The organism is Sphingomonas sp. BL-S-29, assembly GCF_055521495.1.
Map to the genome: position 1 here is coordinate 672,022 of NZ_CM145482.1, position 26,338 is coordinate 698,359.

Consider the following 26,338-nt stretch of genomic DNA (forward strand, 5'->3'; position numbering starts at 1 on the left):
CTCCAGCCGTGATATTGGCACAATACGTGTCATATCATGGCAGGCGGGTCAATGACGCGGCGGCACCGGCCGGTCGGCGACCAGACGCACCCCGATATGATCGGTACCGAGCCCGCGTTCCTGGAACTGGCGCGCGGCAGGGCGGTAGCGCGCGCAATAATTGCCCGCGCAGAGATAGGATCCGCCCTTGATGACATGCATGTCGCCCTGCGGCCCGCCGGGGTCGCTGGTCCATTCCCACACATTGCCGATCATGTCGTACAGGCCGAAGGCGTTGGGCTTGAAGCACCCCACCGGCGCGCGGCCCTTATAGCCGTCGAGCGCGAGATCGCGCTGCGGGAAGACGCCCTGATAATAATTGGCCTGGGGACGGCCCTCGCCATCCACCGGCTCGGGCAACGCCTTCTGCCCGGCGCGCGCGGCATATTCCCATTCGGCCTCGGTCGGCAGGCGCTTGCCTGCCCAGCGCGCATAGGCCTGGGCATCCTCGAACGCGATCTGCACCACCGGCTCCCGGTCGCGTCCGACGATCGATTCCGCCGGCCCCGACGGATGCCGCCACTGCGCCCCGACCGACCAGCGCCACCAGCGCGGATCGTCCTGGCTCGGCACGCTGAAAACGGCGGACCCTGGCACCAGCATCTCGGGCGGCGCGCCGGGCAATTTTGGCGGATCGCGTTCCGCCATGGTCGTGTAGCCGGTCGCCTTCACAAAGGCGGCGAACTCGGCATTGGTCAGCTCGTGCGTATCGATCCAGAAGGGTTTGACCGACACCCTGCGCGGTGGCCCCTCCTCGGGGTAGAGCGGGTCGTCGCCCATGGTGAAACTGCCGCCGGGGATGGCGACCATCGGGGCCTTCGACAGGTCGGTGCAGACGGATGCCGGCTGTTTCGATGTGCAGGCGGTGGCCAGCAACGGGAGCGCAACGGTGGAGAAGAGCAACCGTGCCCAGGTACACTTCACCTTCCCCGGCGAAGAGTTCCGGGTCGGATCGTCCCCCGGACGATCCTTGAACATACGGGGTATGTTCAACCCGGAACTGGGTCCAGTTGGGGGAGCTGTGAAATGGCCGCCCCGCCCGTTTCCTTCTGCCTCCCTACTGGGCCCCGGCCTCCGCCGGGGAAGAAGAAAAACGCGCCTCATCATCCCGCCCCAAGCTCGCACGCCTCACCGATCGCGGCATAGATCAGGTCCAGATCCCCATCGTCGATACAATAAGGCGGCATGACATAGACGGTGTTGCCGAGCGGCCGAAGCAGCAGATCCCTGCCCCGGAAAGAAGCGAGCAGGCGCGGGCCGATCGACGACAGATAATCGCCCTGTTCGTCGGCGATCTCGATCGCCGTGATCGTGCCGATCTGCCGCGCGTTGCGCACCGTCGGCAGTGCGGCGACCTTCGCCAGCCGCGCCTGCTGGCGCCGGGCCAGATCGGCGATCCGCTCCAGCACCGGCTCCTCGCGCCAGATGGCGAGATTGGCGTTGGCCGCGGCGCAGGCGATCGGGTTGGCGGTGTAGCTCGACGAATGGAAAAACATCGTCGCCCGGTCCTGCGACCAATGCGCGTCGTAGATCGCCTCGCTCGCCATGGTCACCGCCAGCGGCACCGCCCCGCCGGTCAGCCCCTTCGACAGGCACAGGATGTCGGGCACGATCCCGGCCTGTTCGCACGCCAGCAAGGTGCCGGTCCGCCCCCAACCGGTCATCACTTCATCGGCGATGAACAACACGCCGTGCCGCGCGCAGATCGCGCGCATCTCGGCCAGCACCCGGGCCGGATAGATCAGCATCCCGCCCGCCCCGAGGATCAGCGGCTCGACGATCAGCGCGGCGGGCCTGGCGTGGCAGGCGGCTTCCAGCTCGTCGAGCGTGTCCTGCTCGCGCCCCGCGGCGGGGAATGGCAGGGTGCCGACATCGAACAGCAACGGCGCATAGGCCCGGTTGAACACCCCGCGCGCGCCGACCGACATCGCGCCGATCGTATCGCCGTGATAGCTGTGCTGCATCACCAGCACGCGGTGCCGCGGCTCGCCGCGATTTGCCCAGAACCCCAGCGCCATCTTCAGCGCGACCTCGACGCTGGTCGATCCCGAATCGGAGAAGAACACCCGGCTCAGTTCGGCGGGCATCATCTCGATCAGCCCGCGCGCGAGCGTCTCGGCCGGCTCATGCGTCCAGCCGGCAAAAATGATCTGGTCGAGCCTGGCCGCCTGCTCGGCGATGGCGGCCATGATGCGCGGGTTGCGATGCCCATGCGTCGTCACCCACCAGGAGGAGATCGCATCGACGATCCGCCGCCCGTCTTCGGTGAACAGCGCCGCGCCCTCGGCATGCGTGACGAGCGGGATCGGCTCGCCCAGCCCATGCTGCGTGAAGGGATGCCAGATCGGCGATCTCTTCACCGGAAATCCGCCAGATTGAAATGCGCGGCAAAGGCGGCGGCGAGCGTGCCCGCATCGAGCGGCGCCAGATGCGGCAGCCGGCCGAGCCTTTTCACCCCGCCGATCCGCGCGATGGTTACCTCGCTATGCTCGACCGCATCGCCGGTGAACGCCACGCCCAGGATCGGCACGCCGCGCGACCGCAAGGCCTCGATCGACAACAGGCTGTGGTTGATCGTGCCGAGCGTCGTCCGCGCGACCAGCACCACCGGCAGCGCCCAGCGCGCGAACAGATCGGCAAAGACCAGCTCGCCCGTTACCGGCACCAGCACCCCGCCCGCGCCCTCGATCACCAGCGGACCGTCGAGCACCGGCGGCACCAGCCGCGCCGGATCGATCGTTACCCCGTCGATGGCCGCCGAACGGTCGGGCGAGCAGGGCGTGGTCAGCCGATAGGCCTCGGCCAGGATATGCTCCGGCGCCAGCCCGCTCAGCCGCGCGACGGTCGCGGCATCGCCGCCGTCCTCCAGCCCGGCCTGGACCGGTTTCCAATAGGACGCGCTCAGCGCCCCGGCGAGCGCGGCGGCGAACACCGTCTTGCCGACATCGGTATCGGTCCCGGTGACGACGATCCGCGCCGTCACGCGATCGCCCCCGCAATCGCATCGGCCAGCGCATCCACATCCGCCACCGTCAGGTTGAGCGTCAGCGAGATGCGCAGCCGCGAACTGCCCTGCGGCACCGTCGGTGGCCTGATGCCGCGCACGTCGAACCCGGCCGCCTGCACCGCGGCGGCGACGCGCATCGTCCGCGCATCGTCGCCCAGCACCAGCGGCAGGATCTGCGATCCGGTCGGCGCCACGCCGCAGCGGTCGAGCGCCTGTTCGGCCGCGCCGACCAGATCCCACAAGCCGGCGCGCCGTTCTGGCTCATCGGCCAGGATGCGTAGACTCTCGCGCACGGCGCTCGCCATCAGCGGGGACGGCGCCGTCGAGAAGACGAAGCCGCGCCCGCGATTGACCAGGAAATTGCGCACCACCTGCGGGCCGCAAACCAGCGCCCCTTCGCACCCCATCGCCTTGCCGCAGGTATGGAGCGTGACGACATTCTCGCGCCCATGGAGCGCCGCCGCGAGACCGCGCCCCTGCGCGCCGAACACGCCGGTGGCATGCGCTTCGTCGATCAGCAGCATCGCATCGTGCCGTTCGGCCACCGCCGCCAGCGCGTCGATCGGCGCCCGGTCGCCGTCCATGCTGTACAGGCTCTCCACCGCGATCCACGGTCGCCCGGTGCCGCCGGCGCGGCGCCATCCGGCAATGGCGGTCTCGAACGCCTCGGGGTCGTTATGCGTCGCGGCGACGGCATCGGCCCGGCTCAGCCTCATGCCCTCATGCGCGCTGGCATGGATCAGCGCATCATGCACGATCAGGTCGCCCCGCTGCGGCAGGGTCGCGAACAGCGTGGCGTTGCCGGTATAGCCGCTCGAGAAGAACAAAGCCGCCTCGCTCCCGAAAAACGCCGCCGCTTCCGCCTCCAGCGCTTCATGCTCCTCGTGATTGCCGCGCAACAGCCGCGATCCGCCCGATCCGACCGGTACCCCGCGTTCGACCGCCTGCGCCACCGCCCGCGCCAGTCGCGGCGAGGTAGCGAGCGCCAGATAGTCATTGGAGGAAACATCCACCCCGCGCCGCGGCACCAGCGTGCGCAACCGGTCCTGCGCGGCAAGCCGGGTCAGATCGTCTGCAAGGGCCTCGAGCGCCGACATGGGCGGCGCTCTAGCGGCATCGCGCGGCGATGACGATAGAGCGCGGCTTGCGCCGCGTGCCCGCCGGGCGCAGGAGCGCGGGCAATGACTCAGCCTTTCCCCGACCGCCACTTCGCCGCTTTCCTGTTCGACATGGACGGCACGATCCTCACCTCGATCGTCGCCGCCGAGCGGGTCTGGGCTGGCTGGGCACGCCGTCACGGCCTCGACGTCGAGGCCTTTCTGCCGACGATCCACGGCGTGCGCAGCGTCGAGACGGTGCGCCGTCTCGCGCTGCCCGGCGTCGATCCGGAGGCCGAGGCCGCCGAGATCACCCGGCTGGAGATCGAGGATGTCGAGGGTGTGGAAGCGATCGCCGGTGCCCATGCCTTCCTCGCCGCGCTGCCGGCGGATCGCTGGGCGATCGTCACCTCCGCCCCGCGCGCGCTGGCGACGCGGCGGCTCGAAGCGGCCGGCCTGCCCATACCGCCGGTGATGATCACCGCCGAGGATGTCGACCGCGGCAAGCCCGCGCCCGACTGTTTCCTGCTCGCCGCCGACCGCCTCGGCGTCCCCGCCGATCACTGCCTGGTGTTCGAGGATACCCCCGCCGGCATCGCCGCCGCCGAGGCCGCCGGCGCGGCGGTGATGGTGATTACCGTCACTCACGCCCATCCGCTGGAGACACCGCATCCCGGGGTGCCGGATTATGCTGCGTTGGGGGCGCGGGTTGGCCCGGAGGGATTGGAGATCATTGGTCGGTAGAGCGTTGTTCGGGTCGACGTACCTTCCCTCCGTTCGCCCTGAGCTTGTCGAAGGGCTGTTCTTTCTTCCGTGGAAGAGAAGAGCAGGGCTTCGACGAGCTCAGCCCGAACGGGGTAGAGGGAAGTCCTTGGCAAAAAGCCCGGGCGGTCGGGGGCGGACCGCCCGGGCTGGCTGGCACGGCCGGGGGTCAGGCGGCCAGCGCTTCCCTGATCGGTACAACTTCCGATTCGCGCGCACTCAAGAGTGCCCAATCGAGCGCATAATCGGCCACGTTTTCCCAGCCCGCATCAATCCCGGTCCAGTGCGAGCGCCCTTCGAAGATGCGCAGCTCGGTCTTCGACGGCGCAAGGCTCTGCTTGCGATAGATCGCCCGGGTCATGCTCGCATCGGCGATCAGGTCGAGCGATCCGCCGATCAGCAGCAAGGGCGCGCGCTCGGGATTATCCCAGCGGATCCTGCCGGCACGCAGGAAGATGCCGTCCCAATAGACCTTGCCCGGGGTCGGCACGATATAGCGGTCGTACAGCGCATCGGCCTGGTCCTTCGGCGCGGTCTGCGCGAAACGCGTCTTGAAGAATGTCCGCGACATCACCTTGGCCTTGCGCCAGCTGAACAGGTCGCCGAGCACCGGCAATGCCGACCAGATCGCCTGCGGCCCGAGCGGCACGCCCGGGGTCGGCGCCGGATCGATCGCCACCCCCACCGCGCCCAGCCCGCGATCGAGCAGATGCTGGACGATCACCCCGCCAAAGCTATGGCCGATCAGGATCGGCGCCTCGGCAAGCCCGCGGATCAGCGCGTCGTAATGATCGATGATCTGCAGCTGCCCCAGATGCTTCAGCTCCTCGCGCGGGCTGTCGCGCAGCTCGGCCGGCGAGCGGTCGTCATAGGGCCAGTCGGGCGCCAGCACGGTATAGCCTCGCGCTTCGTACCGCGCCTTGAAACCTTCCCAGGCCAGCGCATTCAGCCAGGCGCCGTGGATGAGCATGATGGTGTTCGACATGTCCGATCTCCCGCTTCGATGCGGACGGCCGCGGCAGCGTCGTCCCTGTCCGAAACATGCCGGGTAGGACGCGCGCGCGACATTCTACGCGGGTGTGCCGGGGTACGACCTTGGTATTAGGGTTGAACGCAAGTCGAGTTGCCGACGTCTCTACTAAGCCCCTCCCCTTCAGGGGAGGGGGCAGGGGTGGGGCAGCGTCGATCGGGGCTCGATGCCCCGATCGACGCTCCGGTGCCTGGTGAAACGGTTCTTTTGAGCGCGCAGACGCGCGCCCCACCCCTCAACCCCTCCCCTTCAGGGAGGGCAATCACCTATGGCGCGGCACGGTGGGGAAGGGGGCAGAGCATGAGTTCACGCGAAGGCGCGAAGACGCAAAGATGTTCGAATGCGGTCAAGCGGACCGCTTATCACGGACAGACTATCTAAACTTCGCGTCTTCGCGCCTTCGCGTGAACCCCGCTTTTCCTTCCTCCAGGCCGAAACAAACGTGATGCGCTGATAGGCGATTGCCCTGCTCTTCAGGGGAGGGGCTGTTCAGACCGGTCGGATTCGACTCTACTGTGCTGAAGGTCGTTTGATGAATATTTGAATGTCGTCATGAACGAACTTCCGGTTCGGGACACTGGAGCATGAGGTGTGGGGAGAATCCGGCGTGAATGGGTGCCTGCGCATTGCGATCCCGATCATCGTTCTGATCGCGCTCGCAATATATTGTTCCTTCCCGCACCCTATTCATGACCAGACGAAATTGATGGCAATAAAGGCCGAATCCCAACGCCTGATCGCGGCTTATCCGCTCATTCGGCCCGAGCAATCTGTTGACGTTCCGAAAGACAAATGGCCGCCCGTCATCGCTGGCCTGAAGCCTTTTTCGGTGATCGTCCGCCACGGGATGGTAGATATCACGACGAAGCCATATTTCGACGGCGGCTGGGGATATGGCTTCGCCTTGGACAAGCGGGACCTGCCCATGCTTGTAGAATGCTGGTCGGCGTTAGGCCAAGGCGTATATTGGCACGGCCCCTGCTGATCAGACATTGGTGCGTCCTGCGGGCCGGAGGGCGGGCGCATCAATGCGCATGACCGCTGATGCCTCACTTGCGCACGCTACGAGCCCATGTCCGCATACTCGATTGCGGACATGCAGCGGCGACTTGGCAGCGTAGCCAAATCCCACACGCCACGGTTGCTCTTCAATTCCCCTGGGCGGGCAGCGAGCGAGGCGCAAAGCCGACGGTGGAGAGACCTCCCCGAGCAACGCTGCCACGGCCGGCGGGAGACCTTGGCCGACGAATTTCGAGGAGGGTTCGAGCTTCCTTTCGTTCCTTCGCACTACGACGAAACCCGAACCCTCCTCAGTTACAACCAGAAATGTTCATCATAGACGATGATGAATGGAGATGTCGTCAAGACCTGATGAACGAGAGCAGGTCAGGGTTGAGAACATCTGCATATGTGGTCAGCATGCCATGGGGGTAGCCGGGATAAGTCTTCAGCGACCCGTGCTTGAGCAGGTCGACCGCGCGCGGCACGGAACTGGCGAACGGGACGACTTGATCGGCCTCGCCATGCATCACCAGCACCGGCACGGTGATCTTCTTGAGGTCTTCGGTATAATCTTCGAGCCAGGAGTCGACCGTCGCGTAATGTGCGAGAGCACCGCCGGCCATGCCTTGGCGCCACCAGTTCGCAATGACTGCCTCCGAAGGCTTGGCCCCATCCAGGTTGTAGCCGTAGAACGGATTCTCGGGGACGAAACGGTAGAACTCCGCCCTGTTGCCCAGCACGCCTGCCCGGATCGCGTCGAACCACTCCGGCGGTTGACCGGACGGGTTGTCCTCGCTCCGGTACATGTTTGGCGTCAGGGAAGCGACCAGTACCGCCTTCGCGACGCGCTCCTGGTGGCGAGCGACATAGCGGGCCACCTCACCGCCACCTGTCGAGTGCCCGATATGGATCGCGTCGCGCAGGTCGAGATGTTCAGTCAGGGCCGCGAGGTCGGCGACCCAGTGGTCCATGTCGTTGCCGGTGCCGGGCTGGTCGGACCGGCCGTGCCCGCGCCGGTCATGGGCGATCACCCGGTAGCCGTGACGAAGGAAGAAGGTCATCTGGGCGTCCCAGTCGTCGGCCGACAGCGGCCACCCGTGGCTGAAGACGATCGGCTGACCCGATCCCCAATCCTTGTAAAAGATGTTTACGCCGTCCGTTGTCGTGATCGTAGGCATTGCTCAGTCCTTCACAATGTGCCGCGGATGAGGATTCATCACTCGCTGGCGCGGCGTTCCAGCGATGATCCGGCAAAAGAACATGACCAGTCGTCTATTAATTGGTCAAAATATTTAGGCCAGCAAAGAGGGCAAAACAAAGCGCTCGAAGCTGTCAAAGGGCGCCCGGCTACGTTCGACCTTGGCCCGCATGACCGCCCCTTCGAACGTGTCGATCAGTGCGACAGCAAGCTGCTCAGGATCCTTTCCGGCCGATAATTCCCCTTTCTCCTGCGCTTCCCGCAAGCATGAGGCGAGCGCGGCGGACCACTCGCGATAGATCGCTGCGAGCTTGATTCGCACGTCCTCGCTCGTCGGCGTCACCTCCAGCGCCATGTTCCCGATCAGGCAGCCGACCGCATAACGGCGGCGCTCGTGAAACTCTGCCAGGCCCGCGAAATAGCGGGCGATACGCGCGAGCGGCGCCATGTTGCGATCGGCCAGGATCGGGCCGTAGGTGGCAACCACCGAATCCCAATACTCGGTCAGTACTTCGACCGCGAAGGCTTCCTTGCTGTCAAAGTAATTATAGAACGATCCCTTGGGCACGCCGGCTGCCGTGGTGATCTCCTGCACGCCGGTGGCGTTGAAGCCTTGGGTGCTCACAAGGTCTCCCCCCTTTTCGAGGAGGCGCGATCGCGTTTCGGGATTGGCTGGTCTGGGCATGGGTTTATATATGACCGGTCGTCTTATAATCGTCAAGCTCTTTTAAAAAGTGTGTTGTCAGTGTGTTGGCCTGTTCCTTTGCATTCAACCTAAACCGAAGCTGATCAACAGCGCCGATCCCGATGTCGAGTCTCCCGCCCCCTCCGCTGAACGGCAGGATCGCGTTCCGCCAGGCTCCGCTCGTGCGCATGACCGCTAACGCCCCTTTTCTGGCAATCGCACATGCCCCCCGAAAGCCGCCACTGCTCTGGACTAGCTGTGCCAGCCACCCATATTCCAGAGGGAAAGGGGACGACGATGGTCAGCACATCCAACGACGGCATCATGTCCGAGTATCTCGTCAAATACGCTCTGGTGAAATCAGGCGAGCGCGAACGTCCGACGGAGCTGCTTGAAACGCTCTACATGTCCGAGCGCTTTCAAGCGGGAGACGATCTGAAGTCCGTTCGCGAACACTATGATCACGCCGTATGGAATGGTGTTCCGGCATCGGAAATAGATCGCCGCCTGGCTGCGCTGGACGATTTCATGAAGGACCTTGCCCGCAATCGGGCCGCGATGTGGGGCCTCAACTGATTGACTGAGGCGCGGGCGGATCGTGTCGAACAGGGCATAGAGCGCTACCTTGTCCGTCGGCGGCGTCGTCCTGTCCGAAAGATACTGGGTCGTGCGCGGGGTGATATTTCGCGCGGGCGTGCCCGCATACTATCTCGGACTCAGAATCGGGACTCATCGATGCGCACGACCGCCAACGCCTCAATAGCGGACACTTCGGGAACCAGCTAAACGGGTGGAATGAGCGAGACAGGTTTCGACGCGCTGATGCTCACTGCGTGCGTCGTTTGGGGGTTCTGCGGGTGCATGAAGCGTGGAGAGCCACTTCATGTTTCGAACATCATTCCGCCAAGTGGACCGGTTCATGCGAGACAGTTCGCTGAATGGCTTCTGCTCGCCGACAACCTGAACCCAAACTTGCCTCAATATGAGCGCCACAGAGAGGCGCTGACCGCCGCTTTCATCGCTCACATGGGGAGCGAAGTTGTTGATGCGGCCCAACTTCGATGGAGTGATGCCGAAGCGGACGCTGATCAGCCGGAATTGAAGTTTCGGGGCAGGATCGCTGACGAGCAGGACGATCTTGCGAACGGCACGTAACCACCAACTTTCGGCCATTCGCGGTTTGTGACTCTATGGCTCAGCCCTTCGCGGTAACGGGACGTCGGAACAGATAGTCCGCCGGCAACGCCATCCGCCGCGAGGCCTGCACCGCCGCGCTCGACGGCAGGATCAGCCGGTCGGACAGCCGCACCGCGCCCTTGAGCAAGGTCGCCTGGCCCGGCCGAAGCCCATGTTGCGGCCCGAGGCCGACCCGATCCCGCACCCAGCCCGGCACCAGATCCACCGCGGCGCGCACCAGCATGCGCTGCAACGGCCGCAGCGGTGCGGGGAAGGCCGGCGCTGTGCGGATGATGTCGAGAAACTCGAACAGGATCGGCGAGGCTTCGAGGCGCGGACGCATCGTCTCGAACAGGGCGTGCAGCGCCGCTTCGTCCGCCGGCGGCGCCACCGCGCCATACAGCAGGGCGGAAGGCGCCGCCTCGGCGTAGAATCGATCGCGCTCCGCCTGGCTCAGTTCGTGGGCATAACGGTGATAGGCCTCGCAAAAGCCGTAACTCGCGGTCGCCTGCACCCAGGTCAGCAGCACCGGATCGTTGGCCTGATACGCCTCGCCGCCGGGCGTGGCGCCCGAAACCGCGGCGTGCCGCCGCACGACGCCGGCGATCATCGCTTCGGCCTGGCTGCGCGCGCCATAGACCGTCATCATCGCCGCAAGGCCAGTGCGCTGCAGCCGCGTGACCGGGTCGCTGCGGAACGAAGAATGCTCCCACACCCCGGTACGTACCGCAGGTTCTGCCAGTTCGAGGATGACCGCCGCGACACCGCCGATGAACAGGCTCAGCGGGTTCTTGAACACCCGCCACGAGATCGAATCCGGCGGCACCAGCGCGGCTTCTCCCGGGGGCTGCGTGAAATCCACGTCAGGCCCGGAGGGCGGCCGCATCAGCGCCGATGCCGAGGCATCGAGCCGTCGCTGGACGGAGGGCAGGGCGATGATCGGGTCGATCAGCGACGGGTGAAACATGCGTGGTCCTTCATTGGCTTTCCCGTCCTCAACGCCCCGGCGCCGCTTTGGGCCCGGATGGTCGCGCCGCTGGGATATCGATCCCGCGCAACGCGTTGTTGCATCAGTCCATTTCACCAGGAGAAGATCATGCCTCGTGGAGACAAGAGCGCCTATACCGACAAGCAGAAGCGCAAGGCCCAGCATATCGAGGAAGGCTATGAGCATCGCGGCGTGCCCAAGGAAGAGGCCGAGAGCCGCGCCTGGGCCACCGTCAACAAGGAATCGGGCGGCGGCAACAAATCCGGCTCGGGCCGGGGCAAGCCCGACACCCATGTGTCGTCGTCGCGCGGCGGCCGGGCGCACAAGTCCGGCTCGGCCGAGCAGCGCTCGGCGGCGGCGCGCAAGGGCTGGGACACGCGGCGCAGAAACGCATCGGCCTGACGGTCGCGGCGGTGGTGTCGGGCGGGGTCCGCGCGCTATGAAGGCGCGTGATCCGCACCCGAACCATCGCGGCCCTCGCTGCGCTCGCCCTTGCCTCCCCCGGCGTCGCCCGGGACAGGGACGTGCGGCCTCCCTGGCCTGACTCGCCGCTCGCACGGGCCGGCGCGCTGGCGCTGGTGCAGACGCTCAACGCCGAGCTGCTCAGCCATGACAGCGCGACCCTCACCTTGGACGGCTGGTGCGCCCGCCGCGCGCTCGCGCCGACGGGCAGCAGGATCGTCGCCGAGCGCGTTACCGGTCAGGACAAGCCGGTAACGCCGGAAGTGCGGGCGACCCTGCAGGTCGGCGCGGAAGAGTTGGTGCGCTATCGCCGCGTCCGGCTGCGCTGCGGTGACCGCGTGCTGTCCGAGGCCGACAATTGGTACGTCCCGTCGCGTCTCACGCCGGAAATGAACGCCCTGCTCGATACCAGCGACACCGCCTTCGGCCGCGCGGTGCAGGCACTGCACTTCCGCCGCCAGACCATCAGCGCGACGTTGCTATGGTCGCCCCTGCCCAATGACTGGGACGTCTCGCGCCTCGCCTTGCCGCGAGGCACCGGCGGCAGGCTGGCCATTCCGGACAAGGTGATCGAGCACCGCGCGGTGCTGCGCCTACCGGACGGCACGCCGTTCAGCCAGCTGGTCGAAACCTATACCGGCGACGTGCTCGGTGCCACGCCCCCGATGGTCGCGCACCGATGATCTCGATCCGGTCATGATGAACCCTCCTGCCCCTGCGCACGTTCAGGCGCCCGACCCCCCAACAAGGAATCTTGATGCTTCAGGCTGAATCCGTGCTCGACCATCACGACCTGATCCTGCGGCCCGATCCGTCGCGCACCGTCGTCCGGCCGTTCGAGCTGGAATATCCGGGCCGGTTCCGCGTCGAGGGCCATCCGCGCGCCCAGGCGATCGTCGACCGGATCCTGACGCTGGACGAGGCGTCGCTCGAAAGCGAGCTCCAGCTGCTCACCCATTCACTCGACGAGCGGCACCGCGATGTCGACGACATGCTGCGCCGCCGCTTCGACGAGGTCGCCAGGCTCCTGCCCGAGCAGATCGCGGTCAACGATCCGCAACGGCGCCTGATCGGCGCCTATTTCAGCGAGGAATTCTCGTTCGAGGCCGCCGCCCTGTTCAATCCCAGCGCGGTGGCGGCGCCCGATCAGTCGGGCGTGCCGGAAGGCGCGGTGCGCTTCATCCTGTCGCTGCGCGGCATCGGGGAGGGCCATGTCTCCTCGGTCACCTTCCGCACCGGCGTCTGGATGCCGGGCGGCCAGATCAGCGTCGATCCTGCCAGTCCGGCCGCCGTGCCGCCGACCATCGACGATGCGCGGGACGATTCGATCGCCGCGGTGACGCTCAATTGCGGCGGCAGCCGCACGATCTCGGAAACCGTGCTGTTCCCGATGCTGCCGAGCCAGCGCCAGGGGATCGAGGATCTGCGCCTCGTCCGCTTCACCGACGATGACGGCAGCGTCCTTTATTACGGTACCTATACCGCGTTCAGCGGCGCGGCGGCGCGGCCGGAACTGCTGTCGGGCACCGATTTCCGCAGCTTCCGCATGTGTGCGCTCACCGGCGACGCGGCGGGTGCCAAGGGCATGGCGCTGTTCCCGCGCCGGATCGACGGGCGTTACGTCATGCTCGGCCGGCAGGACAGCGAGAGCATCTGGCTGCACAGCTCCGACAATATCCTCCACTGGGACGGCGGCGGGAAAATCGTCTCGCCGCGCTACCCGTGGGAATTCGTCCAGATGGGCAATTGCGGCTCGCCGATCGAGGTCGACGAAGGCTGGCTGGTGCTCACGCACGGCGTCGGCACGGTGCGCAATTATTGCATGGGCGCCTGTCTTCTCGACAAGGCCGATCCGTCGAAGCTGCTGGCGCGCACGCCCGAGCCGATCCTGATCCCGAGCCCCGACGAGCGCGACGGCTATGTCCCGAACGTGGTCTATAGCTGCGGCGCGCTGCTCCAGGGCCGCGAGCTGATGATCCCTTATGGCGTGGCCGACAATTTCGCGGCCTTCGCGACGACCACGGTCGATCGGCTGCTCAAGTGCATGGAGTAGCGGTCGATTCAAACGGCCGGCGGCTTCGGGCAGCGTCGCGCCGCCCGGACCATCGTCAGCCGGTCCCGGCGGCTCTTTGACATGACTGGAATGTTGGACGGAATCTCGCATCCTAACAGCGGTAAATAGCGCTGTTTTGCCGCACTTTTTCCGCTGTTGTGGCCGTTCGGTTCATAACAGCGAAAACGCCGCTTTAGGGGCTGATCCTGTTCGGGAAAAAACCGGCCGAAATCCAACATAACAGCGGACGAAAAAAACGAGTCGGAAAAACGGCGAAATGTTGGAGGGTTCGGCGGGCCCTCAGCCCAGCGCCGGCAGGGTCACGACGAACCGGGCGCCGCCCGCCGCATTCTCGCCGCCGATCTCCCCGCCATGCGCTTCGACGATGGTGCGGCAGATCGGCAGGCCCATGCCCATGCCGTTCGCCTTGGTGGTGAAAAAGCTGTCGAACAGCCGGGCGGGGTCGGGCGGCAGGCCCGGGCCGCTATCCTCGACGGTCAGCGTCACCCGGCCGTCGGGCAGCGTGCCCGTCGCGAAGCGCAGCATGCGCTCCGGCACGCCTGCCTCGGCCATCGCCTGGACCGCATTGACCGCGAGGTTGACGATGACCTGCTGCAACTGAGTCCGGTCGCCCGACACTGTGGCGAGGTCGGGCTGCAGGTTCAGCTCGATGCCCACGTCCTGCGCACGCAGCTCGTGCGCCAGGAAGGTGCGGACGTCCTCGACCAGCGCGTTGAGCGACAACGCGATGCGCTCTGGTTCGCGCCGCTCCGCCATCGCCCGCACCCGCGCGATGATCGATGCCGCGCGCCGCGCATCGGCGACCATGCGGCCGGCAAGCCCGCGCACCTCCTCCAGGTCGGGTTCGTCATTGGCCAGCCAGCGCAGGCTCGCCTCGCCGCTGGTGGTGATCGCGGCGAGGGGCTGGTTCACCTCATGCGCGATCGACGCGGTCAGCTCGCCGAGCATCGAGACGCGCGCGGCATGCGCGAACTCCGCCTGGAGCCGCTGCAGTGCGCCCTCCGCCTGCTTGCGCGCGGAGATGTCGACCACCCCGATCAGCAACACGCCGCGTCGCCGGTTCTCCTGCGACAGCGATACGGTGAACAGCACGTCGATCGGCATGCCGTCGAGGCGGAGCAATTGAGTCTCGGTGACGAGGTGCGGCTCGCGCGTCATGGTCGCGACCAGCGCGTCGATATAGGCGGGCTCGCTGTCGCGCGGCCAGAAGCGCGCCGCAGGCTGGCCGACCACGCTGTTCGCGTCGGTCGCGCCGAACAGTTCCAGCGCCTTGGTGTTGACGTCGGCGACGATCGCCTGCTCCATCGTCGCGCGCACGAAGTCGCGATTGGCGTGGAGATAGGCGCCCAGATCGGTCACGCCCTGGTCGCGCAGCGGAATCAGCATTGCGCCGACGCCGGTGAAGTCGACCTCCCAGAAAGCGACCGCCATCGCCTCGAACATGTTGCGATAGCGATATTCGCTGATCCGCAGCGCATCCTCGGCGGCCTTGCGCCGGGTGATGTCGCGGGCCGTTTCGATGATCCGCACCAGCGTGCCCGCCACGTCGCGCTCCGCGCTCCAGCGGATGTCGACCACCCGTTCCTCGCCGGTGGCGGTGGTCCGCACGACCTCGCCTTCCCAGCGCCCCTCGGCCAGCAGCCGCGCCTCCACCTCCTCAACCGGCAGGTCATGGCGCGATTTCAGCAGCATGTGAAGGTTGCGGCCCAAAGCGTCGACGCGGGGCCAGCCATACAGCTCCTCCGATGCCGCGTTCCAGGAGAGCACGCGCCCGCCCGCATCGCGCGTCACGACGCTTTCATGGATCAGATCGAGGATGTCGGCCGGTGCCCCCACCAGGGCCTTGTCGGCAAAGCGCGCTCAGGAGTCCAGCGCGCGCCGGATGCACGAGACGAGATCGTCCGCCTCGAACGGCTTGCGCAGCAGGCAGAACAGCCCGGCCGCTTCGCCGCGCTCGTCGATCGACTTCTCGGTCCGCGCGGTGACCAGGATCACCGGCAGCGGCCGCACCCGCGCCCCGCCCAGCCGCGCGGCGAGGTCGAGACCGCTGATGCCGGGAAGCTGGAAATCGGTGACGAGGCAATCGGCCCGCTCGAGCGCGTCCGCCGCCAGGAACGCCTCGGCCGAAGCGAAGCCCGCGCCGTCATAGCCGAGCGACCGCATCAGCCCCACCAGCGCGGGACGCAGCGATTCGTCGTCCTCGACGATGGCGATCAGGGGTTTGCCGGGCACGCTATTCGATCCTTCCACTCGGGGAAGCTCGACACACCGCCATCCCTGCCGCCATCCCTGCCAGAGCGGGCGGGACGGCGCCATAATCCGATCGTATTACGGGTTCAGGGCGCCTTCACGCCCAGCTTTTCCGCCATGCGCACCAGGTCGGGCAGGGTGCGGGCGCCCATCTTGCGCATCGCGGCGCCGCGATGGATCTTCACCGTCACTTCGCTCAGGCCGAGCTCATAGGCGGCCTGCTTGTTCATCCGTCCGGCGGTGACCAGCGCCATCACTTCGCGCTCGCGCGGCGACAGGGTGGCGTGGAGGGTCTTCAGCCCCGCATCGTCGCTCTGTGCCGCCCGGCGCGTGCTGTCCCGCTCGATCGCGATGGCGACCGCGTCGAGCATGTCCTGGTCGCGGAACGGCTTGACCAGGAAGTCGATCGCGCCGGCCTTCATTGCGCGCACCGACATCGGGATGTCGCCATGCCCGCTCATCAGCACCGCCGGCAGGGTTATGCCCAGCTCGTCGAGCCGGTCCTGGAAATCGAGCCCGCTGATCCCGGGCAGGCGTACGTCGAGCACCAGGCAGCCCGGCGCATCGTCGCGCGGGGCATCGAGGAACGCGGCAACCGAGCCATGGCCGCGCGCCTTCAGCCCGACCGACCGGAACAGACTCTCCAGCGCACTGCGCAGCGACTCGTCGTCATCGACGATATGGATGATCGCGGTTTCCCCCATATCGGACGAATAGTGTGGCCCCATCGGAGCGGCAAGGCAGCTTTGGGGCGCTGCCGTCATACCAATGGTTGACTGGCCAGGAGCCTGCCGGTCGACGAAATGAGGGCACGCAGCGATCCACCTCACTGAAAGGCTCTCCGATGTTCACTCGCGTCAAACTCTCGGCCGCGCTCACGCTCGGCATCCTCGGTTTCGCCGCGACGGCGCAGGCGCAGTCCGCGGACTCGGCGGTCAAGCCCACCATCGTGCTGGTACACGGCGCCTTTGCCGACTCCTCAAGCTGGAATGGTGTGATCGCGAAACTCATCCATGACGGCTATCGCGTCACGGCGGCTGACAACCAGTTGCGCAGCGTTCACGGCGATGCCGCCGAGGTCTCGGCGATCCTGAACAGCATCACCGGGCCGGTGGTGCTGGTCGGCCATTCCTATGGTGGCACCGTGATCAGTGAGGCTGCCGCGGGTCACGCCAATGTGAAGGCGCTGGTCTATGTCGCGGCGTTCATGCCGGCAGCCGGCGAGACCAGCCTCGGTCTCAGCGGCAAGTTCCCGGGATCGACGCTGGGTGGCACCCTGGCGCCGCCGGTGCCGGTCGCTGACGGCAACCAGGACCTGTATATCAGCCAGGACAAGTTCCCGGCCCAGTTCGCAGCGGATGTGCCGCACGACCAGGCCGTTCTGATGGCCGCGACGCAACGTCCCGTCACCCAGGCTGCCTTGACCGAGCCGTCGAAAAACGCTGCCTGGCAGGCGATCCCGTCCTGGTCGATCTACGGCGCGGCCGATCTCAACATCCCCGCCGCGGCCCATGCCTTCATGGCCGAACGCGCCCATGTCCGGCGGGTCGTCGTGGTGCCGGGCGCTTCGCATGTCGTGATGATATCGCACCCGGCCGAAGTCGCGGCACTGATCGAGGATGCTGCCCTGGCGAAATAACGGGATCGGGCCGGACTGTCGGGCTGGCTAGTTCCCGCTCGACAGGTCGGCCCAGTCCTGATTGGTGCGACGGACCAGCCAGGCGTGGATCGCTTCCGCATCCTCGTTGCCCAGCACGTCGCCGAAGCTCGCCATGCCCTTTTCGCGCCGCTTGCCGTGCAGCACGATGTCGAGGAACTCGGCATGGGTGGCGGGGCTCATGCGGCGCAGGTCCTTGATGCCGCCACGCGCCTGTTCGGCATGGCAGGTCGCGCAATGCTGGGCATAGAGTTGCTCGCCGCGCGCGATGGTCTCGGGGCTCGCGGTCGTGTCGGCGGGTTTCACCAGCGCTGGGCCGGCGCCTGCCAGCGCCGGCAGCCTGGCGGTCCCGCCCAGCTTGAACACCAGCAGGCGCGGCGTCGAGAGCGGGAAGCCGAGCGACTTGGCGCTGGTCGAATGGGCCAGCCCGCCGCCCCAGCCGGCATTGACCGCCACATATTGCTCGCCGTCGAGCATATAGCTGATCGGCGCCGCGATCGGCACCTGCTGGACGGGTGTTTCCCACAGCTTCTTGCCGGTGTCGGCGCTGTAGGCAGCGAAGGTGCCGCCGACCGTGCCCTGGAAGACGAGGTTGCCCGCGGTCGCCAGCAGCCCGCCGCTGCCGCGCTGCGGATAGGGTACGCGCCAGCGTTCCTTCTGCGCGACCGGATCCCAGGCGGTCAGCCAAGTCTTGTTGTTCGCCGCCGCGTAATCGGCCGCCGCCTTGCGGGTCAGGTCATAACCGGTGGTCGAGATACCGAGCTGGCTCATATTGCCCGGCGACTGCTTGAACGCCGGGTTGAGCGAATAGGCCATGGACATCTCCGTGACCGGAAAATAGGCGAGGCCGGTCTGCGGGCTGTACGCCATCGGGTTCCAGTTATGCCCGCCGCCCGGGCCGGGCGTGACGATCACCGGAACCTCGCCATAATGCGCCTCCGGGTTCATGTTGGGCCGGCCAGTCGCCATGTCGATGCCGTTCGCCCAGTTCATCGCGACGAAGGGCTTGGCCGAGATCAGCTTCCCCGTCGCGCGGTCGAGCACGTAAAAGAAACCGTTCTTGGGGGCCTGCATCAGCACCTTGCGGACCTGGCCGCCGATGGTGAGGTCGGCGAGGATCATCGACTGGGTGGCGGTATAATCCCACTGTTCGCCGGGCGTGGTCTGATAGTGCCAGACATAATCGCCCGTATCGGCCTTCAGCGCGACGATCGAGGACAGGAACAGATTGTCGCCGCCGCCCGGGCTGCGATAGGCCTGCACCCAGGGGCCGCCATTGCCGACCCCGAGATAGACCAGGTCGAGATCGGGATCATAGACGATCGAATCCCACACCGTGCCGCCACCGCCGCGTTTCCACCATTCGCCGGTCCAGGTCTTCGCGGCCATGTCGAGGATCTTGTTGGGCTGTGGCTTGGACGGGTCGCCGGGCACGGTGTAGAAACGCCAGAGCTGTTTGCCTGTGTCGGCGTCATACGCCGTCACATAGCCGCGCGCCGCGCCCTCCGCCCCGGCATTGCCGATCAGGACCTTGCCGTCGAACACGCGCGGTGCGCCGGTGATGGTGTAGGGCCAGACCGGCTCGAAGGTGTTCACGCTCCACACCGGCTTGCCGGTGCGGGCATCGAGCGCGATTAGCCGCCCGTCGAGCGTGGCGAGGATGATCCTGCCATTCCACGCCGCGACGCCGCGCGTCACGATGTCGCAACAGGCGAGCTTGCCCGTGTCGCGATCGACCTTCGGGTCGAAGCGCCACAGCTCCCTGCCGGTCCTGGCGTCATAGGCGACGGTGACGTTCCACGGCTCGATATTGTAGAGCACGCCGCCGATCATCAGCGGCGACGCCTCGACGCCGCGATCGACCGGCAGGTCGGCATACCAGGCAAGTCCCAGCCCGGCGACGTTGCTGTCCCTGATCCGGTCGAGCGGGCTGAAGCGCTGCTCGTCATAGGTGCGCCCGGGTGCCATCCACTCGCCCGGCGTGCGATCAGCGGAAAGCAGGCGCGCCTGATCGACATTGGCGGGCTTGCCGCGCTGCGGGGCAGCCTGGCTCAATCCCTGGGCGGCGACCGCCGCGCAGCCGAATGCGAGCGCGATACGCCAGAAGGTCAATGCCATCCCCAATTCCCTCCTGTCGAACCGCGCACGGCCCTTTATCAGCCTGTATGATATTTGGACGAGTCCGGCCGGTCAACGAGCCGCCCGTCCGGATCGGCGAGCAGCCGCCGGTGCAGCGCCACCAGTTCGTGCCGGCTGCCGACGCCCAGTTTGCCATAAGCGCGCCGGCGATAGGTGATGATCGTGGCGAGCGAGAGCTGCCTGGCCTGGGCGATCCGCTCCTGCGTCTCGCCCAGGATCATCGCGGCGGCGACCTCGGCCTCGCGCGTGCTCAGCCCGCATTCGAGCGCGAGCAGGGTCTCGACCAGGGCCCCCTCGTTGAGCAAATGCCCCGCCGAGGCGTCGGCGCGGAGATGCTGTTTGAGCGTCGCGATCAGCAGCCCGGCATAGCGTTCCAGCCGCGTGACGTCGCTGGTCGAAAAGGGTGTGCTGGCCACGGTGCGATAGCCATTGGCGATGAAGCCGGGCTGTCCGGGCCAGAGGATCGACAGGCGCTCGATCACGCCCGCGCGGTCGTAACAGGCGGCTCGATAGTCCGGGTCGGCGATCTCGGCGGCGCGGCGGCGCACGATCACCGGCACCCGGCCCCGGCTGCGCGCCAGCCGCGTCAATTGCGCATCGGAGCGCCAATAGCCGCGCGCATAGTCACGCGAGGCCTTGAGCGGGAAATCCGGCAGCGGCGAACGCTCGCCCTCGGCAAAGATCAGTCGCACGCCTTCGCGATCGCGCCGGAATACCGAGCAGAGCTCGACCCCGGCCAGCACGCGCATCGCCGCAAGGAAACGCGCCGGGAAGGCGCCGCTGCCGATCGCCGCGACCAGATCGGCCAGCGCGTCCGCCGTCGCGCGCTCGTCCGGCTCGCCCCGCCCGCGCCACCGGGCGCCGGCTTCCGGACCGCTGGGGTGAGCAAGCGTCGCCATCATGCCTCGAGCAGCGCCTTGCGCCGGCTCCAGTCGATCACGGCGTCGGTGCAGCGCGCGAGCAAATCGGGCTGGCCGAGATAATAGTGCGTGGCACCTTCGAGCCGGAGATATTCCTTGTCGGGCGTCGCCAGCGCCGCGAAGATCGCCGGGTTGTGCGTCGACGGCACTGCTTCGTCGGCGGTGTTCTCGATCAGCAGCACCGGCGTCTTATGGATCTTCGCGGCATTGAGCGGACCCTTGGCGTTCGACTTGTCATAGCTCCACTGGCTCAGCCAGGAGCGAAGCGTGGTGTAGCGCGCCAGCCCGACCGGGCCGACATTCACCGCGAGCGGATCGCCCATATAGGTCCAGTTGGGCCGCCGGTCCGACGGATCGACCGTCGGATCGAGCCAGCGCACGTCACACATCGTGCGGTGCACGACGAAAGCGCGTTCCTGCTCGGCGGTGCCCAAGGCCTTCAGGCGGGCCAACTGGCTTTCGGCCCAGCTGGTGATCCGCCGGTTGCGCGCGCGCTGCGCCTCGCGGAAGCGCGCGACGAACTCGGGCGTATAAGGCGGCTGATGGGGGCAATCCGGCGCGTAGATGTCGAATTCGGGATCGCGGTGGTCGGGATCGAGCTCGTCGGTTACCGACGGGTCGAGCCATTCAGTCAGGGTTTCCGCGCGCGAGAGATGCGCGGCGATGAAGATCACGCCGTCGGCCGGCTGGAGGCCGGCGGAGATCAGGTCGACCGGATCGCCCGCCGGCGTGTGCGTGATGCTCGGGCTTTCGGCCTGCGCCTGGTAGAACAGCGACAGCGACCCGCCGCCCGACCAGCCGAGCAGCACGACCTTGTCATAGCCGAGCGCGGTGCGCGCATGCGCGATCCATTTGCCGAGATCGATCGCCACCTTTTCCTGGATCAGCGCGCTGTCGTTGCGCGGATAGCGGCTGGCCGCGCACAGCACGTCGAGCCCGGCATCGGCCAGCGCGATCGGCATCGGCAGGAGGTGCAGCACCGAAGTGGGGTGCATGAAGACATAGACGGTGCGCGATGTGGAGTCGGGGCTGCGCATCAGCTGCCCCTCCAGGTTCACATGCCCCGAATTTCCGGCAAAGCCATAGGTCTCGTTGAATTTCGGATTATCCGGGAAGGACAGGATCAACGGGGTGCGCGTCCACGCGGCTCGGCTTCCGCTCGATGGCACCACCGCGCTCACGCCGTCGTCACCGGGCTGTCGGCGAGCGGCACGCGCGTCGCGTCGTAACGGAACAGCCATTCATAGCGGTCGACCACCTTGTCGGCGGCCCATTGCTCGTCGACATAGATTTGCGCGCCTGCCGGGTCGGCGAGCGTCGGATTGTGGAAGCGCTCGGTATTGGCATAGGCGCCCTGCACCGCGCGCGTGGTGCGCGGGATGCGTGCCTGCTGGTACCGGTCGAGCGCTTCGTTGATGGTGTCGAATTCCTCGAACGCGCGCGCCAGGATGCAGGCGTCCTCCAGCGCCATCACCGCGCCCTGCGCCAAGAACGGCAGCGAGGGGTGGCAGGCGTCGCCCAGCAGCGCGATGCGGCCCTTGACCCATTGCTGCATCGGTGGCCGCGCGATCAGCGCCCATTTGAAGGGCTGGGGGATCGCCGCGATATAGGCGTGCACATCGGCATGCCAGCCGGGATAATCGTCATGATATTCCTGGTTGGTACCGGGCGTCGACCAGGATTCGATCGTCCAGTCCTGCCGCTCGATCACGCTGGTGAAGTTGATCAGCTCGCCGCGCCGGATGGGGTAGTGGATGACATGGCCGCCCGGCCCGACCCAGTTGGTGCCGATCGGCCGGGTCAGCCGCTCGGGCAGCAATTCGGCGGGGATGACGCCGCGCCAGGCGACGATGCCGGTGAACTTGGCCGGACCCGATCCGAACAACAACTCGCGCATCTTCGAATGCACGCCGTCCGCGCCGATGACCACGTCGAAACTGGCTGAAGGCTTGCCGTCAAAGGCGATCGTCACCCGGCCGTCATTGCGGTCGACGCTGGTGAAGCGATGGTCGAGATGGATCGATCCCGGCGCTGCCTGCTCCACCGCCTTGACCAGGATCTGGTGCAGGTCATTGCGATGGATGGTGATGTAGGGGAAGCCGTAACGCGCCTGCGATTCGACGCCCAGGTCGAAGAGCTTCCAGGTGTCGCCCGTGTTCCAGAGGCGGATTTCCTTGCCCTCGGGCTCGAAGCAGACCTGGCGAATCTCGCGTTCGAGCCCAAGCTCGAACAGCACGCGCACGCCGTTGGGACTGATCTGCAGGCCGGCCCCCACTTCCTGCAACTGGCTGGCCTGTTCGTAGATCGAAACCTCGTGGCCCTTGCGCAGCAGTGCGAGCGCCGCGGTCAATCCGCCAATGCCGCCGCCAACGATTCCGATCCCCGTGCTCTTAGTCAAAACGGATACCCCTTAGTTTTTATGCGCACTCGATATTTCTGACGAATGGCATTCGTCAATAACAGATGTGGCGAAAACCGGCCCTTTCTGTCGTCGTGCTGCTCATGGTGATGGGAAAACGGTCGTGTCGCGTTCAGAGCGCGATCGCGATCGCCTTGGTTTCGGTATAGGCGTCGATGCCCTCGCGCCCATTCTCGCGCCCCCAGCCCGATTGCTTGAAGCCCCCGAATGGTAGCGCCGGATCCAGCCCGCCGCCGTTAACGCGCACCGTGCCCGCCTTGAGCTTGCGCGCGAGCCGGTGCGCGGCGGACAGATTGTTGGTCCAGATCACCGCGCCCAGGCCATAGTCGGTCGCATTGGCGTCGGCGGCGATGCGGTCGAGATCCTCGTCGCCGAACGACATCGCGCAGAGTACCGGCCCGAAAATCTCCTCATGACGCACCGCCATGGCCGGTTCGGTGCCGGTAAGGATGGTCGGCGAGACGAAATAGCCGTCGCCGCCGACCTCGCGTCCTCCCGCGCGCAGGGTTGCGCCGGCATCGACGCCCTGGCGCACATAGCCGCGCACCCGGTCGCGCTGCGCCTGGGAGATGACGGGTCCCATCTGCGTGTCGGTGTCGAGCCCCGACCCGATCTTCATCGAGTCGGCAATCCGCGCCACGCCCTCGACCACTTCGTCGAAATGCCGCTCATGGATGAACAGTCGGGAGCCCGCGTTGCAGACCTGGCCCGCATTGGTGAAGATCGACCGTGCCGCGCCCTCCACCGCGCGGGCGGCATCGGCGTCGGGCAGCACGATCACTGGTGTCTTCCCGCCCAGTTCCAGTGTCACGCGCTTGAAGTTGCCGCCCGCGGCGCGAAGGATCAGCCTGCCGACTTCCGTCGATCCAGTGAAGGTCACCTTGTCCACCCCCGGATGCGCGGTCAGCGCCGCGCCGGCGGTCTCGCCGAAGCCGGTGAGCAGGTTGAACACACCGTCCGGGAAGCCGATCTCGGCGACCAGATGCGCCAGACGCAGTGCGGTCAGCGGCGTCTCTTCCGCCGGCTTGAGGATCACCGCGCAGCCCGCCGCGAGCGCCGGTGCGATCTTCGATGCGGCCATGGCCAGCGGCGCGTTCCACGGCACGATCTGCGCCACCACGCCGACCGGCTCGCGCACGGTATAGGCATGCCAGGTACCGGGACCGGAGAGCGAGATCGACTCGCCGTTGAGCTTGGTCGCCCAGCCGGCATTGTAGCGCAGCACCTCGATCGCGTGCGGAATGTGGAAGAAGCGCGCGTCACGCACCGGCATGCCGTTGTCGAGCGTCTCGAGCGCGGCGAACTCGTCGATATTCGCCTCCAGCGCGTCGGCGAGGCGATTGATCAGCCGCGCGCGGACCGCTGGCTTCATCTCGGTCCATTCGGGATTTTCCATCGCGCGCCGCGCGGCGGCGACCGCCGCATCGGCGTCCGCCTCGCGCGCCTCGGCGATATCGGCAAGGCGCGCGCCGGTCGCCGGGTCGTGCGTCTCGAAACGCCCGCCGTCGAGCGGTTCGACCCACTGCCCGCCAATGAACAGCTGATGCCGGCTCGCGGCAAAGGCCCGTGCCTTGTCCAGCGCAGGCACAAGCGGTCGATCCAGTATTGCGGCACCCGTCATCGTAGAAACCTCTCCCAGAGCCACCCGGATTCGTGGTCCGAGCCGGCGTCGCGACATGCATCATAACCAACGGCATTATATCTTGTCGAACGCTATTTGTCATGTCACAACGCTGTTCAACAAATTGCCGGGGGCATGGATGCCGGAAATCGGATTGGAATCGGTGGCAGTTGCGGCGAAACAGCGACGCTGAGATGCAAGAGGAATTCGACTATATCATCGTTGGCGCCGGCTCGGCCGGTTGCGTGCTCGCCAACAGGCTGAGCGAAGACGGCCGGGTGTCGGTGCTGCTGATCGAAGCGGGCGGCAAGGACGACAGCTGGCTGTTCCGCATGCCGCTCGGCTTCATGATGACCGCGGCGAATCCGAGCTATGACTGGGGCTATGCGAGCGAGCCGGACGCCAAGCTGGCGGGTCGCTCGCTGCCGGTGCCGCGCGGCCGGGTCCATGGCGGGTCGTCCTCGGTGAACGGCATGATCTACATGCGTGGCCATTCGAGCGACTATGACGGCTGGCGCCAGATGGGCGCCGCCGGCTGGAGCCATGCCGATGTGCTCCCCTATTTCCGGCGGATGGAGTCGAGCTGGCGCGGGGCGGGGCGTTATCATGGCGATAGCGGGCCTCTTGCGGTCACGCCGGTCGATGGCAGGCATTTGCTCGGCGACCCGATCCGCCGGTCAGTGGTGGCCGCCGGGCATGAGGAAAGCGCCGATCTCAGCGGCGCGCGGCAGGAAGGATTTTCGGCGTGCGAAGTGACGGTTGATCGCCGCGGCCGCCGTGCCAGCACGGCGGCCGCCTATCTGCGCCCCGCGCTCGCGCGGCCCAATCTGACGGTATTGTCGGGCGCGCAGGTGACCCGGGTGCTGATCGAGCATGGCCGAGCGGTCGGCGTCGAATATCGGCAGGGAACGGCGCCGGCGCAGGTGCGCGCGCGCAAGGAAGTGGTGCTGAGCGGCGGGGCCTATAATTCGCCCCAGCTGCTGATGCTCTCCGGCATCGGGCCGGCCGCGCAGCTGGCGCGGCACGGCATCCCGATGCTGGTCGACGCGCCGGGCGTCGGCCGCGACCTTTCGGAACATCCCCTGGTCTATATGACCTTCGCCGCACGCGAGCCGAAAAGCTTCCTGAACGCGCTGCGCTTCGATCGTGCCGCGCTGTCGGTGCTGCGCTGGGCGATGACCGGCAAGGGCGCCTTTGCCAGCCAGATCACCAGCGGCGTGCTGATGCTGCGCACCCGGCCCGAGCTCGAACGGCCCGACATCCAGCTCGTCTTCCTGCCCGTCAGGCTCGATGCGAAGCTGTGGTATCCGTTCGGCAAGCGGCAGTCGCACGTGCTCTCGGTGATGGTGATGCAGCTCCATCCCGAGAGCCGCGGCACGGTCGAACTGCGCTCGGCCGATCCGCTCGACAAGCCGCGCATCGACCTCAACCTGCTCTCGACGCCGACCGATTTCGCCGACATCCGCGGCGGCATCGCCGCGGTGCGTCGCATCTTCGCGCAACCGCCGCTCAGCGATATGGTCGAGGCCGAGATCGCGCCGGGGAGTCAGGCGGACCTCGACGATTTCATCCGCAACAATCTGAAGATCACCCAGCATCCGACGGGCACCTGCCGCATGGGCGAGGATCCGGCGGCGGTGGTCGACAGCCATCTCCGGGTGAAGGGCGTATCGGGCCTGCGCGTGGTCGACGCTTCCGTAATGCCGAGCGTGCCCGGCGCCAATATCAACGCGGCCGTGATCATGGTCGCCGAGCGCGCGTCCGATCTGATCCGCGGCATCGCGCCGCTGTCGCCCGAGGCCTGAGCCTCGG

The 26,338-nt window shown here is 66.7% G+C and carries 25 protein-coding genes; 9 read left to right on the forward strand and 16 right to left on the reverse strand.

Translation table 11 applies throughout. The annotated features are described in order from the left end of the window. Positions 1 to 48: 48 nt before the first annotated feature. The 4 genes from ACZ1I2_RS03255 to ACZ1I2_RS03270 all read right to left on the reverse strand — a co-directional run bounded on the left by ACZ1I2_RS03255 (position 49) and on the right by ACZ1I2_RS03270 (position 4,143). Positions 49 to 849 (reverse strand): formylglycine-generating enzyme family protein, encoded by an 801-nt coding sequence (locus ACZ1I2_RS03255; RefSeq protein WP_465171039.1) that lies wholly within the window; start codon positions 847 to 849, stop codon positions 49 to 51. A gap of 293 nt (positions 850 to 1,142) precedes the next feature. Beyond that, complete coding sequence (locus ACZ1I2_RS03260; RefSeq protein WP_465175164.1) at positions 1,143 to 2,399, reverse strand: adenosylmethionine--8-amino-7-oxononanoate transaminase; 1,257 nt, start codon at positions 2,397 to 2,399, stop codon at positions 1,143 to 1,145. After that, positions 2,396 to 3,022 (reverse strand): dethiobiotin synthase, encoded by a 627-nt coding sequence (gene bioD / locus ACZ1I2_RS03265; protein ID WP_465175163.1) that lies wholly within the window; start codon positions 3,020 to 3,022, stop codon positions 2,396 to 2,398. Before bioD ends, ACZ1I2_RS03260 begins: the two co-directional genes overlap by 4 nt. After that, on the reverse strand, positions 3,019 to 4,143 hold the full coding sequence (locus tag ACZ1I2_RS03270; protein ID WP_465171036.1) for an 8-amino-7-oxononanoate synthase: 1,125 nt from the start codon (positions 4,141 to 4,143) through the stop codon (positions 3,019 to 3,021). The genes bioD and ACZ1I2_RS03270 overlap by 4 nt, the downstream gene beginning before the upstream one ends. Positions 4,144 to 4,227: 84 nt before the next feature. On the opposite strand from ACZ1I2_RS03270, the gene ACZ1I2_RS03275 reads away from it, so the two are divergent. Continuing rightward, positions 4,228 to 4,887: an HAD-IA family hydrolase gene (locus ACZ1I2_RS03275; RefSeq protein WP_465171035.1), complete on the forward strand. Its 660-nt coding sequence runs from the start codon at positions 4,228 to 4,230 to the stop codon at positions 4,885 to 4,887. Positions 4,888 to 5,074: 187 nt separating this feature from the next. On the opposite strand, the gene ACZ1I2_RS03280 is transcribed toward ACZ1I2_RS03275, so the two are convergent. Continuing rightward, positions 5,075 to 5,890 (reverse strand): alpha/beta hydrolase, encoded by an 816-nt coding sequence (locus ACZ1I2_RS03280; RefSeq protein ID WP_465175162.1) that lies wholly within the window; start codon positions 5,888 to 5,890, stop codon positions 5,075 to 5,077. Between the two features lie 634 nt (positions 5,891 to 6,524). Between ACZ1I2_RS03280 and ACZ1I2_RS03285 the strand changes: the two genes are divergently transcribed. After that, positions 6,525 to 6,920, forward strand: a complete 396-nt coding sequence (locus tag ACZ1I2_RS03285; protein ID WP_465175161.1) for a hypothetical protein — start codon at positions 6,525 to 6,527, stop codon at positions 6,918 to 6,920. A gap of 376 nt (positions 6,921 to 7,296) precedes the next feature. Here ACZ1I2_RS03285 and ACZ1I2_RS03290 read toward each other — a convergent pair whose 3' ends face one another. Further along, the gene (locus ACZ1I2_RS03290; RefSeq protein ID WP_465171032.1) at positions 7,297 to 8,115 is read right to left on the reverse strand and encodes an alpha/beta fold hydrolase; all 819 of its coding nucleotides are present in this window, start codon (positions 8,113 to 8,115) and stop codon (positions 7,297 to 7,299) included. Between the two features lie 114 nt (positions 8,116 to 8,229). Continuing rightward, positions 8,230 to 8,760: a TetR/AcrR family transcriptional regulator gene (locus tag ACZ1I2_RS03295; RefSeq protein ID WP_465175160.1), complete on the reverse strand. Its 531-nt coding sequence runs from the start codon at positions 8,758 to 8,760 to the stop codon at positions 8,230 to 8,232. Between the two features lie 357 nt (positions 8,761 to 9,117). Between ACZ1I2_RS03295 and ACZ1I2_RS03300 the strand changes: the two genes are divergently transcribed. Together ACZ1I2_RS03300 and ACZ1I2_RS03305 are read left to right on the forward strand one after the other, a co-directional pair. Continuing rightward, on the forward strand, positions 9,118 to 9,396 hold the full coding sequence (locus ACZ1I2_RS03300) for a hypothetical protein (RefSeq protein ID WP_465175159.1): 279 nt from the start codon (positions 9,118 to 9,120) through the stop codon (positions 9,394 to 9,396). Positions 9,397 to 9,615: 219 nt separating this feature from the next. Then, the gene (locus ACZ1I2_RS03305) at positions 9,616 to 9,975 is read left to right on the forward strand and encodes a hypothetical protein (protein ID WP_465175158.1); all 360 of its coding nucleotides are present in this window, start codon (positions 9,616 to 9,618) and stop codon (positions 9,973 to 9,975) included. 40 nt (positions 9,976 to 10,015) lie between these two features. Here ACZ1I2_RS03305 and ACZ1I2_RS03310 read toward each other — a convergent pair whose 3' ends face one another. Further along, positions 10,016 to 10,963 (reverse strand): oxygenase MpaB family protein, encoded by a 948-nt coding sequence (locus ACZ1I2_RS03310; protein ID WP_465175157.1) that lies wholly within the window; start codon positions 10,961 to 10,963, stop codon positions 10,016 to 10,018. Between the two features lie 129 nt (positions 10,964 to 11,092). Here ACZ1I2_RS03310 and ACZ1I2_RS03315 point away from each other — a divergent pair, with 129 nt between their 5' ends. The 3 genes from ACZ1I2_RS03315 (at position 11,093) to ACZ1I2_RS03325 (ending at position 13,499) form a co-directional block, all read left to right on the forward strand. Next, entirely contained in the window at positions 11,093 to 11,386 is a 294-nt protein-coding gene (locus ACZ1I2_RS03315; RefSeq protein WP_465171027.1) for a plasmid stabilization protein, read from the forward strand. 47 nt (positions 11,387 to 11,433) lie between these two features. Beyond that, complete coding sequence (locus ACZ1I2_RS03320; RefSeq protein ID WP_465171026.1) at positions 11,434 to 12,129, forward strand: hypothetical protein; 696 nt, start codon at positions 11,434 to 11,436, stop codon at positions 12,127 to 12,129. Between the two features lie 74 nt (positions 12,130 to 12,203). Then, positions 12,204 to 13,499, forward strand: coding sequence for a glycoside hydrolase family 130 protein (locus tag ACZ1I2_RS03325; RefSeq protein ID WP_465175156.1), 1,296 nt, complete (start codon positions 12,204 to 12,206; stop codon positions 13,497 to 13,499). Between the two features lie 300 nt (positions 13,500 to 13,799). Here the strand turns inward: ACZ1I2_RS03325 and ACZ1I2_RS03330 are convergent, their stop codons facing one another. The 3 genes from ACZ1I2_RS03330 to ACZ1I2_RS03340 all read right to left on the reverse strand — a co-directional run bounded on the left by ACZ1I2_RS03330 (position 13,800) and on the right by ACZ1I2_RS03340 (position 16,474). Next, positions 13,800 to 15,356, reverse strand: coding sequence for a PAS domain-containing sensor histidine kinase (locus ACZ1I2_RS03330; RefSeq protein ID WP_465171024.1), 1,557 nt, complete (start codon positions 15,354 to 15,356; stop codon positions 13,800 to 13,802). Between the two features lie 24 nt (positions 15,357 to 15,380). Further along, the gene (locus tag ACZ1I2_RS03335) at positions 15,381 to 15,752 is read right to left on the reverse strand and encodes a response regulator transcription factor (protein WP_465175155.1); all 372 of its coding nucleotides are present in this window, start codon (positions 15,750 to 15,752) and stop codon (positions 15,381 to 15,383) included. 104 nt (positions 15,753 to 15,856) lie between these two features. Further along, on the reverse strand, positions 15,857 to 16,474 hold the full coding sequence (locus ACZ1I2_RS03340) for a response regulator transcription factor (protein ID WP_465181571.1): 618 nt from the start codon (positions 16,472 to 16,474) through the stop codon (positions 15,857 to 15,859). Between the two features lie 140 nt (positions 16,475 to 16,614). Here ACZ1I2_RS03340 and ACZ1I2_RS03345 point away from each other — a divergent pair, with 140 nt between their 5' ends. Next, complete coding sequence (locus ACZ1I2_RS03345; protein ID WP_465175153.1) at positions 16,615 to 17,409, forward strand: alpha/beta fold hydrolase; 795 nt, start codon at positions 16,615 to 16,617, stop codon at positions 17,407 to 17,409. Between the two features lie 27 nt (positions 17,410 to 17,436). Here ACZ1I2_RS03345 and ACZ1I2_RS03350 read toward each other — a convergent pair whose 3' ends face one another. The 5 genes from ACZ1I2_RS03350 to ACZ1I2_RS03370 all read right to left on the reverse strand — a co-directional run bounded on the left by ACZ1I2_RS03350 (position 17,437) and on the right by ACZ1I2_RS03370 (position 24,526). Continuing rightward, a complete protein-coding gene (locus tag ACZ1I2_RS03350; RefSeq protein ID WP_465175152.1) occupies positions 17,437 to 19,545 on the reverse strand; it encodes a PQQ-dependent dehydrogenase, methanol/ethanol family in 2,109 nt (702 codons plus the stop codon). A gap of 38 nt (positions 19,546 to 19,583) precedes the next feature. Beyond that, on the reverse strand, positions 19,584 to 20,465 hold the full coding sequence (locus ACZ1I2_RS03355; protein ID WP_465171018.1) for a helix-turn-helix transcriptional regulator: 882 nt from the start codon (positions 20,463 to 20,465) through the stop codon (positions 19,584 to 19,586). Beyond that, positions 20,465 to 21,613, reverse strand: a complete 1,149-nt coding sequence (locus tag ACZ1I2_RS03360; RefSeq protein WP_465175151.1) for an alpha/beta hydrolase — start codon at positions 21,611 to 21,613, stop codon at positions 20,465 to 20,467. The genes ACZ1I2_RS03355 and ACZ1I2_RS03360 overlap by 1 nt, the downstream gene beginning before the upstream one ends. Positions 21,614 to 21,663: 50 nt before the next feature. Beyond that, on the reverse strand, positions 21,664 to 22,884 hold the full coding sequence (locus tag ACZ1I2_RS03365) for an FAD-dependent monooxygenase (RefSeq protein WP_465175150.1): 1,221 nt from the start codon (positions 22,882 to 22,884) through the stop codon (positions 21,664 to 21,666). Between the two features lie 133 nt (positions 22,885 to 23,017). Beyond that, positions 23,018 to 24,526: an aldehyde dehydrogenase family protein gene (locus tag ACZ1I2_RS03370; protein ID WP_465171015.1), complete on the reverse strand. Its 1,509-nt coding sequence runs from the start codon at positions 24,524 to 24,526 to the stop codon at positions 23,018 to 23,020. A gap of 194 nt (positions 24,527 to 24,720) precedes the next feature. On the opposite strand from ACZ1I2_RS03370, the gene ACZ1I2_RS03375 reads away from it, so the two are divergent. After that, positions 24,721 to 26,331, forward strand: coding sequence for a GMC family oxidoreductase (locus tag ACZ1I2_RS03375; protein ID WP_465175149.1), 1,611 nt, complete (start codon positions 24,721 to 24,723; stop codon positions 26,329 to 26,331). Positions 26,332 to 26,338 lie beyond the last annotated feature (7 nt).

Excerpts from the sequence above, each read along its gene's own strand:
- ACZ1I2_RS03255 (WP_465171039.1), bottom strand. The coding sequence starts at position 849 with ATGGTCGCCATCCCCGGCGGCAGTTTCACCATGGGCGACGACCCGCTC.
- ACZ1I2_RS03270 (WP_465171036.1), bottom strand. The coding sequence starts at position 4,143 with ATGTCGGCGCTCGAGGCCCTTGCAGACGATCTGACCCGGCTTGCCGCG.
- ACZ1I2_RS03275 (WP_465171035.1), top strand. The coding sequence starts at position 4,228 with ATGACTCAGCCTTTCCCCGACCGCCACTTCGCCGCTTTCCTGTTCGAC.
- ACZ1I2_RS03280 (WP_465175162.1), bottom strand. The coding sequence starts at position 5,890 with ATGTCGAACACCATCATGCTCATCCACGGCGCCTGGCTGAATGCGCTG.
- ACZ1I2_RS03290 (WP_465171032.1), bottom strand. The coding sequence starts at position 8,115 with ATGCCTACGATCACGACAACGGACGGCGTAAACATCTTTTACAAGGAT.
- ACZ1I2_RS03300 (WP_465175159.1), top strand. The coding sequence starts at position 9,118 with ATGGTCAGCACATCCAACGACGGCATCATGTCCGAGTATCTCGTCAAA.
- ACZ1I2_RS03305 (WP_465175158.1), top strand. The coding sequence starts at position 9,616 with ATGAGCGAGACAGGTTTCGACGCGCTGATGCTCACTGCGTGCGTCGTT.
- ACZ1I2_RS03310 (WP_465175157.1), bottom strand. The coding sequence starts at position 10,963 with ATGTTTCACCCGTCGCTGATCGACCCGATCATCGCCCTGCCCTCCGTC.
- ACZ1I2_RS03315 (WP_465171027.1), top strand. The coding sequence starts at position 11,093 with ATGCCTCGTGGAGACAAGAGCGCCTATACCGACAAGCAGAAGCGCAAG.
- ACZ1I2_RS03325 (WP_465175156.1), top strand. The coding sequence starts at position 12,204 with ATGCTTCAGGCTGAATCCGTGCTCGACCATCACGACCTGATCCTGCGG.
- ACZ1I2_RS03340 (WP_465181571.1), bottom strand. The coding sequence starts at position 16,474 with ATGGGGGAAACCGCGATCATCCATATCGTCGATGACGACGAGTCGCTG.
- ACZ1I2_RS03345 (WP_465175153.1), top strand. The coding sequence starts at position 16,615 with ATGTTCACTCGCGTCAAACTCTCGGCCGCGCTCACGCTCGGCATCCTC.
- ACZ1I2_RS03350 (WP_465175152.1), bottom strand. The coding sequence starts at position 19,545 with ATGGCATTGACCTTCTGGCGTATCGCGCTCGCATTCGGCTGCGCGGCG.
- ACZ1I2_RS03355 (WP_465171018.1), bottom strand. The coding sequence starts at position 20,465 with ATGGCGACGCTTGCTCACCCCAGCGGTCCGGAAGCCGGCGCCCGGTGG.
- ACZ1I2_RS03370 (WP_465171015.1), bottom strand. The coding sequence starts at position 24,526 with ATGACGGGTGCCGCAATACTGGATCGACCGCTTGTGCCTGCGCTGGAC.
- ACZ1I2_RS03375 (WP_465175149.1), top strand. The coding sequence starts at position 24,721 with ATGCAAGAGGAATTCGACTATATCATCGTTGGCGCCGGCTCGGCCGGT.